The following is a 12,256-nucleotide window of genomic DNA, read 5'->3' on the forward strand; positions in this document are numbered from 1 at the left end:
AGGAGTGGTAATATACAATTTTGATAATTGTATAAAAATCCTAATTTTGTAATTTTGGAGAAAAGGGGATGCGAGTGTATGGGAGCAGATGTAGTAACGCGGGAGCAAATGAAACATTCTTTAGATGATTGGTATCGTGTAATGTTGCAGCAAAATATAGAGAAGGCTATGGAAATGAAAGAGGAGATTGAAAGTAAGATTAGTGGGTTGGATGTGGATCAGGAGTTATCTTTGTATTTTACCTTATTAGATTTTAGATATAAAATGCTGACGGATTGGTTGAATATAAAAGAAAATAGTTTTGAGAGAATAGAATCTTTTGAAATTCCAACTAAAGGGTTTTTAGCATATTATTATCACTTTTTTAAAGGAATATATTGTACTTCAATGTCTAAATATAGCGATGCAAAGGAAAGTTATGAAAAAGCAAATGAACTACTGAAATACGTTTCGAACTCTTTAGAAAATGCAGAGTTTGATTATCGTATGGGTAATTTTTACTATCAGACATATCAACAAGTTAATGCAATTGATTATTTGAGAAAAGCGAAAGAAGAGTTTAAAAAACATATAGGTTGCGAAATAAATATAGCGCTATGTGAAAATGCTTTTGGTCTGTGTTGTGTAGATTTGAAAAATTATGAACTCGCGGAAGAAAGCTTTAATGCTGCTATGGATATTTTCCAAAAGGTAAATTATGAAAAATATATTTTAATGGTGCGTCATAATTTAGCCTTTTTGTATGCTAGTCAAGATTTATCGGAACTTGCAGTTCGCCATGCATCCGAAGTTACAAAAAAACAGCCGAAATTTTTTAAAGCGCTATTTGTTGAAGCGCGTGAATGTTATAAATTAGGGCAATATCAATTGGTAGCAGATCTGGTTGAAAAAGGTTTGGATATTTGTAAAGAATTAAATAAGGAAGAGTTTCAATATCGTTTTATGATTTTGAAAAGCGTAAACGAAAAATCACCTACATTAAGCTTAGAGCAAGTAGTTTTAGAAGGTATTACTTATTTTGAAAAAGAAGAGCTATGGGAGTGTATACAGGAATACGCTGAAATGTTAGCTCTAAGGTTTTATAAAGAAGAGAATCACAATAAAGCAAGTTATTATTTTTACATGAGTCATAAAGCTCAGAAAAAATTATTAAAAAAAGGGGCGCTAAAATAATGAAAAAGATTCACTTTGGAATGTTAGGGATTGCGCTAGTAGGCGCGTTATCAATTGGAGTTAACAGTGCGTTTACAAATCAAGCATTAAATATAGGAGAGACAGGCGGAGCACCAGCAAGGCCAGACTATGTTAGCTTCAATAAAGGAGATACTGGTGGAGCACCAGTAAAACCAGACTATGCTAGTTTCAATAGAGGAGACACGGGTGGAGCGCCAGTAAAACCGGACTATACTAGAGGTGACACAGGCGGAGCACCAGCAGATAATAGAGGCGACGGCGGCGGAGTAAGCCAACTATAGTAACAAAGAAAGGGACTTCAACATGAAGTCCCTTTTTCTATTTTCAGGCCATGTAGAGAAAAGAATTGACTTACTTTAAATATGTAACTATAATAGTTACAGAATAACCATTAGTAATAGAAGTGAGTTATATTTTTTTAGTATAATTGTAACTGTTTTAGTTACAATTAAAAAGAGAACATAAAATAACCAAAAAATGTAAAAACTTTTAAATAGCAACAAGAGAAAGGAGACGGGAACTTTGAAAAGGTTTAAGTTTTATATGATTAGCGGTATTGTGCTCGTTTTGTTAATTGTTTGTAATTTCGTCGATAAGCCGATTGCGAAGGTTGGAGAAGTGAAAGATACTGTTATGATGAAGCTGAATACGAAAGAGAGTATGGCGCAAATTGATGGGCAGACGATTTATTTTAAACAAATTGGTGAGGGGAAACCTCCTTTACTTATGCTGCATGGGTTTGGTGGTTCTTCTGATGGGTTTAGTGATATTTATCCGGAACTAGCGCGAGACCATACGATTATTGCGGTTGATATTTTAGGGTTTGGGCGTTCTTCTAAGCCAGTTGATTTTCAGTATTCGTTTCCTGCGCAAGTGAATTTATATTATAAGTTAATGAAGAAGCTCGGATACGATCAGTTTGCAGTGCTCGGCCATTCAATGGGCGGAGAGATGTCCCTTAATTTAGCGTATTTATATCCGGATGCAGTGACGCATCTCATCTTGGCGGATGCTACAGGGATAGAGTCTTTCCAGCAAAAAGACAGTTATGAAGTGCCGCCGCTATCGACGGACTTACAAACTGTAACTGAGATTACGAAGTATAATAAAAATGAAGTGAAAAATAGTCGTGATGATAAAGAGCATTATGATCAGCTTACGAAAATGAGAGAGCGCCGCATTGCGATGGAAGCTGATAAAATTAAGGTGCCAACTCTAATTATATGGGGACGACATGATAAGAGTGTTTCTTGGAAAAATGGTGAACTGTATCATGGGCTATTTGCAAATAGTACGTTTCATATTATTGAAAAAGGATACCACGCACCGTTTCGTCAGGAACCAATCGAGTTTATGGAATATGTACAAGCGTTTTTCGCGAAGCATCCACAATAAAAATTTTAAGCATAAATCCACTTCTTTCCTCATAAAGTGAAACTAATAAGGCTTGTCTAAGGAAAGGAATGAAGTGATTTGGAAACTTTACCATGGTGGGTGTATCTTGTAATTGTCGGGATTGTACTAAGTGGCTACATGGTTTTATATACTTCGAAAAAAGAGCAAGATATGGATAATGAGTTTATTGAAAAAGAAGGCGAAGTATATATGAAGCGCTTAGAAGAAGAACGCGAGAAACGTAATCAGGATAGTGATAAAGATTCGGTATTGCTTTAATAAAAATTTTGAAAGGCTACCACCTAGTAGGATTTTACATCTAGGTGGTAGCTTTTTTTCTTCTGCGGGAGCAGTATATGTTCATCAAGCTAAGGTTATATTAGTTTAATTTTACATGTATAAGAGAGTCATCATAAACTTTTATTAATGGTATTTATATATATTTTTACTCATAAGAATGGAACTAGTGGGGATTTTACTGGGGGGGGATTAACAATGCATAGGGATGAAACTTCATTACATCCTGATACAGGTGTTACATCTGTAATGTTTGTTGAGCGTTCATTAAATGAAATTCGTTTTTGGTCTAGAATCATGAAAGAGCATTCTCTTTTTCTTCGCTTAGGGTTTAGATGCGAGGATACGCAATTAATCGAAGAGGCGAATCAATTTTATCGATTGTTTGAACATATTGAACAAATAGCGCATTCCTATACAAATGAAACAGATCCTGAGCAAATAAAAAGATTTAATGCAGAAGTACAACAAGCCGCAACTAATATTTGGGGATTTAAACGAAAAATTTTAGGATTAATTCTCACATGTAAATTGCCAGGACAAAATAACTTTCCACTTTTAGTTGACCATACAAGTAGGGAAGCTGATTATTTTAGAAAACGTTTAATACAATTAAATGAAGGTAAATTAGATGCGCTTCCTGATGCTATTATTAAAGAAAATGTTTTCTTTTTACGGATTATGGCAGACCATGCTAAATTTATTGGTCATCTTCTTGATCCATCGGAAAGAAAGCTTGTAGATACAGCACGAAATTTTAGCAATGATTTTGATGAATTGATGTATCAAGCAATTGACTTAGAATCTATGAAACCACAATCCCAAACAGCTCCTCTTTTAGATCAATTTTTAGATCAAAATCGCGTGTCGGTTGCATCTCTTCGGGATTTTAAGAAAACAGCACGTGATTTAATTGAGCAATGTAAAATAAAGAGTATCATTCATCCATTATTAGCAGACCATGTTTTCCGTGAAGCTGATAGATTTCTTGAAATCATTGATATGTATGATGTTCACCTTACAAATATTCAATCACAACCTAGATATTAGAAGATAAGGAAAGATACTATTTTTCCTTAAGCTGAGAAGTTAACAATTTATTGTTAGCTTCTTTTCTTTGTGATTAAAATTTTCTTTTAAGGACTACATAAATCCCTTTGACCAAATATGTAATTCTTTGTAAAATGTTATATATGGAAATATTATGAATATGCAGGAAATCTATGGATAATAGATTTTAATAAATTATTCAAGGGAAATTTATTAGTTAAGTATATTAACTTGTTTGCACTACATTTTACAAATAAAGGGGTATTAGTAATCATGAAAGCAAAGAAATTAGTAAGTTTAGCGCTACCAGTTATGTTATTGAGTGGTTGTATTACAATTGAAACTGATGGTAAGAAAGCTGAACCAAAGAAAGAAGAAACGCAAAAGGTAGAGAAAGAGAATAAGACTTCTGAAAAAGAGAGTAAGTCAACTGATAGCAAGAAAGAGGATAGCTTATCTGTAGCGAAAGGTGAAGGTACAAATAGTAGCTCATCAAGTAGTCAACCAAGTTCTTCTTCAAATAATTCAACTTCTTCTAGTTCTTCAACTGGTAAGGTAACTGGTTCAGATGTTGAAAGGTACAAGGCAGATATCATAAATAGTGCTACTCAAATTGAAGATACAATGAAATTAATTGAAGGAATAGCAGATTCAGACGTAAAATCATACAAACAAAAGAAAAGTGAAGTACAACTGAGTTTAGGTGGAGCAAAGGCAACTGCAACGAAACTGAAGAATCTACAAGCGCCTCCTGAGTTACAGGGAGAACAGGCGAAGATAAAGCAGTCGATGGAACTATATGCGGATTGTTTTCAACTTCTATTTGATGCATTAGATCAAGAAGACGAAAGTAAAATGCATCAATCACTAAGTAAAGCACAAGAAGGTTCGAAACTGTTTGAAGAGGCAGCGAAGAGTATCGGTAGTAAAACCAACTAAGAATAAATTATTTTAAGGGGTACTTGTGGGTGCAGTTGGTGCAAGTGAAGAGTTAGGAATTAGTTATGGAAACACATTACAAATTTATCAAATGGACGATAATGTTCGTATTCGATATATAAAACAATAAATAATTGGTGAAAAACTCTGTAATAAATTTTGAAGTGAACCCGAATAGTGGTACATGAAAAAAACACCTCCTGAATTCGCATACTAAGTATGCAAATTCATTGGAGGTGTTTTTCGTTTGAAGACAAGAGTTCATTACCCAGAAGAAACAAAGTGGAAAGTGATTGAAATGAAGAAAGACGGCTACTCAAATCGTACAATTATGGAGAAACTCGGAATTAAAAATGTTTCCCAAATTAAGACATGGATGAAATGGTATCGTACAGATCAAACGTATCGTTTTCAACAACCTGTAGGAAAACAATATTCTTATGGAAAAGGACCAAAAGAGCTCAGTGAATTAGAACAGATACGTTTAGAAAATAAACATCTAAAAACAAAATTACTTGTATGGGGAAAGTATCTGGAAATCGAAAGGGGCTGAAACCAGAAACTGTAGTTGCTTTATGGGAAAATGTAAAAACAAAAATAACGGTAAAAGAATTGTGTAACGTATTAGAATTACCCCGTTCCACATTTTATCGTTGGTTACAACGAACGGAAGATTTGAAAGATGGTATAGAAGAGAAAGTAAAGGACGTTTGTCTTAGGCATAAATTCCGGTATGGATATCGAAGAGTGACCGCTACTCTTCGAAAAATGGGACTGTGTGTCAATCATAAAAAAGTATTACGAATCATGAGACAAAATCACATTCTTTCAAAAGTACGTCGAAAGAAAAAGAAATATATCAATGGTACGGAGCCAATGGTATCCCCTCATCGATTGGAGCGCCAATTCGATGCATCCAGACCAAATGAAAAGTGGTTTACGGATGTGACGTATCTCTTATTTGGAGAGCGTACCTTGTATTTATCAACGATTATGGATGCCTTTAATCGTGAAATTATTAGTTGTGTCATCAGCGAATCACAAACACTGACATTAGCGATGAAGACATTAAAACAAGCAATGAGAGGGCGAAAAGTAAAAGATGTCCTTCTTCACTCAGATCAAGGAAGTATTTATACAGCAAAAGAATTTCAAGCGTATGCCAAAGAAAACGGCATGATCACCAGCATGTCCCGGAGAGGAAATTGCCATGATAATGCCGTCATGGAAAGCTTCTTTGGTCATTTAAAAAGTGAAGCCTTCTATTCACAAGAGATAACAAAAGTATCCAACACAACTGTGCAAAAGATTGTGCTAGAATACATTCATTACTACAATTGTGTGCGAATTCAAGAAAAATTAAACCACCTATCCCCTAAAGAATTTAGGGAACAAGTGGTTTAGGTGTTTTGATTGGTGTCCCCTTTTCGGGGGTCACTTCAGTTTTAGATACCAGGGCTTTTATATATTCAATCTGTTATCTTTCCTTTGCAATTCATTCCAAAACTGAATGTATCTATGCAGCGCCTCAACGCTTTTTAAGCCTAAATACGCTTTAATTTCAATGGATTTCATACCGTTTTGTAAAGAATTCAAAATGAATCGATTCCGCAACATAGTAGGGGTTACACGAATTTCAGCGCGTTTCACTTCTTTTTGTAGCATTCGTTGGACAGCGATTCTAGTCAATGCAGCGGGTTGATCTTTGTCATAGTCCCAGCGGAACGTTTGCGGAGCGAAATCGAACGCAACAAAGAAAGGATCTCCCGTTTGCTGGCGTGGTCGTATGAGTCTTGGAATCAGTTTGTAATAGGATAGGGCAAGCTTTACATCATCTTTGGATAGCGTAATAGAGCGTTTATAAGCATGTAATCCTCCTGGCGTGATGGTATTTGTTCCGAAGTGAACATCATGCATAGAGAGCGTGATAATGTCTTGTATGGATAGCCCATAATGTAACATGAAATGAATCAATAAAAGATTACGTTTCATAATGAACTTTCTTCCTGACGCCTGGTATTCCGTCAATCCGTTATAGCTGCGCATGACGCCTAATAACTTTTCTATCTCTTCATCGGATGCAAAGTGTTTAGAAGTAAGCTCAGGAGGCGCAACGTCGCTTTTTAAACGATCTGCGGCACCATGAAACTGTAAAAAATTAATTAAAATGCCTCGTACACGCTTCATATTAGAAATTGAAGCCTCACGTTCCTTTCTAAGCCATTTTAAGTAGCGCTCCAATGTATTTATATCAAAAGAGCGAAAAACATCTTCTGGGGGCAATTGAAGTCGTTTTTGAATCCATGAAACAAATAAGATCAGATCATAGCGGTATTGCTTCAAGGTGGACGGTTTACGACCACGTTTTAATAAATCAGCAAGAAAAAAATCAACAGCGGAATTCCATGTCATGGCTATATACTCCTTTATCCTAAAAATTGTGTACCGCAATTGTATCAAAAAACCACAAAAACAAGCAATAGGGGATTCTAGGTCCTGTTTTTTTGTTACAGCAGCTGTTCCTTAATTTTGTAGCAAAGTCTTAACGATTCGTTCAGGGCCAATACGAAGAAGATCGAGCCTGGCTAGAAATGACAGGAGTTCCTGTGATTATTTTGACACCAGGGGAGAGGAGATGACCGAGGGTTAAGGCTGGTTTTTTGGGGGTTAGGGATGTGTGGGGCGGCGGAGCCGAGCCACCGAGCGCCGCGCAGCAAGCGAGAGGAGTGAGCTAAAGGCGAACGAAGGAGGAGAGAACGCCGAGCTTGTTGTGTGAAGTGAACGATGCCCGCCGCACCGATTATGTAGTTTTTAAAACTTTTCCCTTGCCCTGCTATCTGATTCATTCGAATCAAGATACCAGAACAAGGAAAGCTTCAGGATTTCATCTGGTTTAGCGAAGATATAGGGAATCCCGAAACCTCCCTATATATCAACGATTTTTGACAATCGTAAGTGATGAACCAGACGATGAACGCAAGCATCACAGTTTCATACCTAATTCATCAGTAATTCATAAGGTTAATTTGTGCATATAAATCTCATATTTGTTTGAATACGTTTGAAATACGGATTTTAGTATGTTTCTAGTTTAGATGAATGATTTGCACATATTGCGTGAGTATTGTTCGTTTTTTGAGATATAAGATTTTTTAAGATGGTTGTAAATATTTTAAAAACTAAAAGGTAAATTAGAAATATAGGATACTCTTATTTATTAAATCTTGTTTTAAAAGAATTAAAAACATTAAATACATTAGGATTTATTTTGGAGCTTTTATCCTTACTCTCCCAAGGTCTTAGAGATTTTTTCTTATTCAATTCCTTATTTAATTGCTGATGAAAGTTAGCTGGCATTCTATGATAAATCTCACATGTTTTTTTGCTGAAAGCGGTGCTAACACCTCAAAGCTAAATAATGAGATTAATAGATTCTAAAAATAACAATCATGATTGCATGACAAAAAGCCTTGTCACTGTCATTTTTTTGAACAAGGCTACAGTATTCTTATTTTGTTGTTAGGCACAGGCTTTAAGAGTTTGGATCTAGACATTTCCGGAATACATCAAATGAAATCTTACTCTTATAAGGCTTTCCAAATGTCGTAGTAGCGAAATATTCGTTTGCTTCACGAGTACGGCGTTTTCTAAGTTCTTTTACACTATTCGTATACATTTTTATGAAATGTGCAGGGGTACTTACATCTGCTTGGTTATATTCAAACCATTGTACACAATCTTTGAAAATCTTTTTTGTATCTCGATCTATATCTGCTGGCATACGTAAAGCGATTGTATAAGCATCTTTTTCAGTTATATTTGTGTCTTGGGTTAGAATGTACACATAAAGTTTCTGTTGTGCTTCACTCATGTGGTCATTCATTTCTTCTAATCTTGCCACCAGTTTATCTCGTAAGCTAGCTTCTAATTTTTTATCTTTGTCAGAATTCGTTTTTTGTTCTTCAGCTTCTACTTCAACAGGTTCGACAGGAGTGAATAAATCGAATCCATGGCATGTAGAAACGGGAGTACCCTCTTTTTTATCTGTATCCTTATGTTTTTTCTTACCAATTTTCTTGGACAGAAACTCTGTAAATGTAGAAAAAATATTGATTGTTAATGCCCATTTTTGCTTAAAATATTCAATAATTTTCAAGTAATTATTATGTAGGCTTAAAATGTAGATAGATGGCGCAATTTTATTGTGACGTCTGGTTTTAATTTGATGACATACTTCCAGATCTTCTAGCCAATTCAGAATAAAGTTGATTAGTGGTACAGAAATACCCGATTTTTGGCTAATTTTCTCTTGTCTAACTTGAGAAAATCCCTCTTGAACAAGGTAGGAAAGCACGGTTTCAAGTGCTTCATATCGGCGTGGCGTTTTCTCGAAGTATTCTTTTGTAGTTTTACCTTCACATTCGAATAGAATACTATCAATATCTTTGATTACACTTTTGACTGCTTGATTGATAGCTCCCGTCTTACATTTAGGAATACGATATAATCGAGGGGATAGTTCTCGTTTTGCTGTACTTAGTAAAAAATTAGTTAATAACATAAAAAGACCTCCTATTTTTCCCCAGTACACACTCTCAGAAAAATATTGGGAAAATAGCAGTTCTTATTCACATAATTATCGCTTTGTGTTATAATTTCTATATAAAAGCGAATATTTTATATGTAATATAAAGAACCTCTACTTTCTGGGATATTTCAATTGGCGCTAGCTTGCCGGCCTGTTACCAATTGAATATAGACTGAGTGGGGTTTTTTTATTTGTTTTTTAAGTAAAATCTATTCTTCTTCTATTTTACAAGTCACAAGCATTAATATCAACACTAAAAATGTGAACTCTGTATAATGAGTGTGAAGTAATTAGTTTTATTTTAAATAATCAGAAAATTCAGTTAAAATTATTTCATAAATTCCTGAATCTCCTTATGATAAAATTAATAAACATAGTTAAATTAAAATAGAGGATTAAAAGGGTGAATTTCTATGTTTGATATACATAAAAGAATGAACTTGTATCTAGAGTCTTCTAAGTTAGAACATAAATTGGTTGCAAAAGAATTAGGCATACCAGAAACTACATTCTCAAATTGGTATACAAAAGGGCAAAATATTTCAATATACTCACTAATGAAAATTTCAGTAAAATTGTCTCCTTTAGATCGGAATATTCAAGAAGATGATCTTATTCAACATTTAAAGAAACACAGTAGACAAAACATAAATGTGAAAACAGCATTTCTAATTGCACATTTAAATGGTTTTGACAAATTATTAAATTACATAATTGATTTATGTGAAAAGCATTGTGAATTAGAAATGCAGAGATGTTTTAAGATTTTTCGTTTGTTTAAATATCGCTTAAATGAATCTAAGGGATTGGAAGAAATCTTTTTAGAAATTGAAAGTTCAAGACCGTTAAACAATAAAAAACATTTCCAAGTTGGTATGTTTTGTGACATCTTAAGTATGTTAATTTTATGTGATTCAGGAAAAGTTGATTTAATGGAAACGTATAAGCAGAGGATAGAAAAAAATTTAAAATTATTGAAAAATAAAGAATTAAAGAAGTTATATAATTTTTGGATAGAAAGTATATGGGGTTATGGAGTATTAAGAGGTAATGATATTGTTGGTTTTCAAAAGATTTATAAAGGTTTAATGGAGTTTGATGATTTGAGTTTTTTTCCAGTAATGCAAGCTGTGATAGATAGTAGAATGGGAGAGAGTAACTTATTCTCGAATGAAAAGGATGCATTTTATTATTTAGAAAAGGCCTGTAATGTTTTATCATCTCTAGGAGAAAAACATAAATATAAAATTGCATTAAATACTTTAAATTTCTTGAGAATAATAAAGTGGAAAGACATTGATAAAATCGATATGAACACCTTAGATATAGCAGAAAAAAGCTTGTATTTCATCAAGGATAATGAGGAGGCCCAAGCTAATAAATTACTAGATTATCTTGAACAAAAAAACAAGTGTTTAAGTCCTATTCAGCGTGTCTATAGGGGGATGGCTAATAATGATTTAAATGAAATTTCAAAGGCTATTGATGCAATGAAGGCAAAAAATGACTTTTTTTATGCAGGATTTGCGCAACAAATCTTTAATGAATATAAAGAGAAAAGTATTCAAAGTATTGGAAAGGGATTTTAAAAATGAAAAAAGTTATCTTTATTCTGATAATGTCGTTTTTAGTTCTAATTAGTAGCGTAAACTTAGGATTAACAAATGAATATAATAAAATAAAAAATGTACATTTTGAGTCGCAAGGATTGCAAAAAAACAATATCCTTATGATGAGGACTGATCCCGGGGGTGGAATGTAGAGTAATAACAAAATGAAAATATGTAAAATCACAAAAGACGTCGTAAATACGATGTCTTTTGTGATTTTATAAAGGATTTTATTAGTACGTAAGCAGGAATTTATGAAATTCAAAATTATAAAAGGTGGCGCTGTTTAATGATCTTAGACAAAGAGTTACTACTAAAAATTCTTGAAAATATTGATTTAGAAACATTAGGAGACTGGATAGATTTATGTGGAGATATCTCTAAAAAATAAGTTTGTATGTCACTTTTTCAGTTGTTTTCCTTTTTCTTTTTCATCAACCTCTATTAACAGAAAATTGGCGTATCTAAGTAATTCTTTTTCTATATATGGTTTATATTCTTCTGGGACACTCATGTATTTATCATAAAGCAATTGTGATAAGCGATGGACAGGGTCTTCTTCTCCTTCTACTCTTTGAAGAAGTTCATCATCGCTTATCATATGATTTAATAAATATGCTTCACTAACATTAAAATAATTAGCAATTTCATGGATTTTATTGATTCGTGGTATTTTTTCTCCTGTTTCCCAGCTGGAAATAGTTCTGTAAGTCGTATTGAGATCTGCCGCTAACTCATACCTATCTAAACCTCTTATGGTTCTGAGTTTTTTTATATTTTTTCCCAGTATATTTTTTTTCATATCAATAATCACTCCTATACTTACTATAATAAATGCAAAAAAACTTAATGTAGGAAGTTTTGATGTAAAAATTACATTTTAAGTGTTGACAGACACCTTTAAGGTGTTTATTATGTATTTAAGGAGGTGAGAGAATGAATAATTGCGAACAAAAAATTTCGATTATTAAAAATATTAGAAATGAACAAGGTATGCTTCTTAAAAAAGTTGCAGCAGATTTAAATTTAAATAAAAGTGTACTACAGGCTATTGAATCTGGAAGAAAAAGTACAATTGCTGAACGTGCACATAGTATTGCCGCTTTTTATAATCGACCAGTTGAAGAATTGTTTATACCTACTTATTATCGAGCGCGAATTGTATAAATCAAAAACCATAAGA

12 protein-coding genes are annotated in these 12,256 nt (G+C 33.6%); 9 read left to right on the forward strand and 3 right to left on the reverse strand.

Going from position 1 to position 12,256, the window contains the following annotated elements:
- Positions 1 to 78: 78 nt before the first annotated feature.
- The 7 genes from F3I02_RS09195 (at position 79) to F3I02_RS09225 (ending at position 6,279) form a co-directional block, all read left to right on the forward strand.
- Positions 79 to 1,173: a response regulator aspartate phosphatase gene (locus tag F3I02_RS09195; protein ID WP_196477869.1), complete on the forward strand. Its 1,095-nt coding sequence runs from the start codon at positions 79 to 81 to the stop codon at positions 1,171 to 1,173.
- On the forward strand, positions 1,173 to 1,475 hold the full coding sequence (locus F3I02_RS09200) for a Phr family secreted Rap phosphatase inhibitor (protein WP_196477870.1): 303 nt from the start codon (positions 1,173 to 1,175) through the stop codon (positions 1,473 to 1,475). The genes F3I02_RS09195 and F3I02_RS09200 overlap by 1 nt, the downstream gene beginning before the upstream one ends.
- A gap of 241 nt (positions 1,476 to 1,716) precedes the next feature.
- A complete protein-coding gene (locus F3I02_RS09205) occupies positions 1,717 to 2,589 on the forward strand; it encodes an alpha/beta fold hydrolase (RefSeq protein WP_000819478.1) in 873 nt (290 codons plus the stop codon).
- A 78-nt stretch (positions 2,590 to 2,667) separates the two neighbouring features.
- Complete coding sequence (locus F3I02_RS09210) at positions 2,668 to 2,868, forward strand: sporulation YhaL family protein (protein WP_000449223.1); 201 nt, start codon at positions 2,668 to 2,670, stop codon at positions 2,866 to 2,868.
- Positions 2,869 to 3,084: 216 nt separating this feature from the next.
- Positions 3,085 to 3,936 carry a DUF2935 domain-containing protein gene (locus tag F3I02_RS09215; RefSeq protein ID WP_000554486.1) on the forward strand — a complete coding sequence of 284 codons (852 nt, stop codon included), beginning with the start codon at positions 3,085 to 3,087 and terminating at the stop codon, positions 3,934 to 3,936.
- A 273-nt stretch (positions 3,937 to 4,209) separates the two neighbouring features.
- On the forward strand, positions 4,210 to 4,875 hold the full coding sequence (locus tag F3I02_RS09220) for a DUF7018 domain-containing (lipo)protein (protein WP_000644835.1): 666 nt from the start codon (positions 4,210 to 4,212) through the stop codon (positions 4,873 to 4,875).
- A gap of 247 nt (positions 4,876 to 5,122) precedes the next feature.
- Positions 5,123 to 6,279 (forward strand): IS3 family transposase gene (locus tag F3I02_RS09225; protein WP_196477871.1). Its coding sequence is split into 2 segments (ribosomal slippage): positions 5,123 to 5,375 and positions 5,375 to 6,279, totalling 1,158 coding nucleotides; the frame shifts between segments, so codons are not numbered across the junction.
- Between the two features lie 57 nt (positions 6,280 to 6,336).
- Here the strand turns inward: F3I02_RS09225 and F3I02_RS09230 are convergent.
- Positions 6,337 to 7,287 (reverse strand): tyrosine-type recombinase/integrase, encoded by a 951-nt coding sequence (locus tag F3I02_RS09230; RefSeq protein ID WP_196477468.1) that lies wholly within the window; start codon positions 7,285 to 7,287, stop codon positions 6,337 to 6,339.
- A 1,120-nt stretch (positions 7,288 to 8,407) separates the two neighbouring features.
- Positions 8,408 to 9,436, reverse strand: coding sequence for a Replicase RepFR55 (locus F3I02_RS09235; RefSeq protein ID WP_196477469.1), 1,029 nt, complete (start codon positions 9,434 to 9,436; stop codon positions 8,408 to 8,410).
- A gap of 440 nt (positions 9,437 to 9,876) precedes the next feature.
- On the opposite strand from F3I02_RS09235, the gene F3I02_RS09240 reads away from it, so the two are divergent.
- Positions 9,877 to 11,052 (forward strand): AimR family lysis-lysogeny pheromone receptor, encoded by a 1,176-nt coding sequence (locus F3I02_RS09240; RefSeq protein ID WP_196477470.1) that lies wholly within the window; start codon positions 9,877 to 9,879, stop codon positions 11,050 to 11,052.
- 421 nt (positions 11,053 to 11,473) lie between these two features.
- Here the strand turns inward: F3I02_RS09240 and F3I02_RS09245 are convergent, their stop codons facing one another.
- Positions 11,474 to 11,881 (reverse strand): helix-turn-helix domain-containing protein, encoded by a 408-nt coding sequence (locus tag F3I02_RS09245; RefSeq protein ID WP_179871737.1) that lies wholly within the window; start codon positions 11,879 to 11,881, stop codon positions 11,474 to 11,476.
- A gap of 128 nt (positions 11,882 to 12,009) precedes the next feature.
- Between F3I02_RS09245 and F3I02_RS09250 the strand changes: the two genes are divergently transcribed.
- A complete protein-coding gene (locus tag F3I02_RS09250; protein ID WP_196477471.1) occupies positions 12,010 to 12,240 on the forward strand; it encodes a helix-turn-helix domain-containing protein in 231 nt (76 codons plus the stop codon).
- Positions 12,241 to 12,256 lie beyond the last annotated feature (16 nt).

The sequence above is a fragment of the Bacillus sp. SRB3LM genome, assembly GCF_015712745.1.
Lineage (GTDB): Bacteria > Bacillota > Bacilli > Bacillales > Bacillaceae_G > Bacillus_A > Bacillus_A thuringiensis_K.

What these genes read in the sequence shown, in the direction of transcription:
- F3I02_RS09220 (WP_000644835.1), top strand. Translation starts at nt 4,210, where the DNA reads ATGAAAGCAAAGAAATTAGTAAGTTTAGCGCTACCAGTTATGTTATTG.
- F3I02_RS09230 (WP_196477468.1), bottom strand. Translation starts at nt 7,287, where the DNA reads ATGACATGGAATTCCGCTGTTGATTTTTTTCTTGCTGATTTATTAAAA.
- F3I02_RS09240 (WP_196477470.1), top strand. Translation starts at nt 9,877, where the DNA reads ATGTTTGATATACATAAAAGAATGAACTTGTATCTAGAGTCTTCTAAG.
- F3I02_RS09200 (WP_196477870.1), top strand. Translation starts at nt 1,173, where the DNA reads ATGAAAAAGATTCACTTTGGAATGTTAGGGATTGCGCTAGTAGGCGCG.
- F3I02_RS09250 (WP_196477471.1), top strand. Translation starts at nt 12,010, where the DNA reads ATGAATAATTGCGAACAAAAAATTTCGATTATTAAAAATATTAGAAAT.
- F3I02_RS09195 (WP_196477869.1), top strand. Translation starts at nt 79, where the DNA reads ATGGGAGCAGATGTAGTAACGCGGGAGCAAATGAAACATTCTTTAGAT.
- F3I02_RS09215 (WP_000554486.1), top strand. Translation starts at nt 3,085, where the DNA reads ATGCATAGGGATGAAACTTCATTACATCCTGATACAGGTGTTACATCT.
- F3I02_RS09235 (WP_196477469.1), bottom strand. Translation starts at nt 9,436, where the DNA reads ATGTTATTAACTAATTTTTTACTAAGTACAGCAAAACGAGAACTATCC.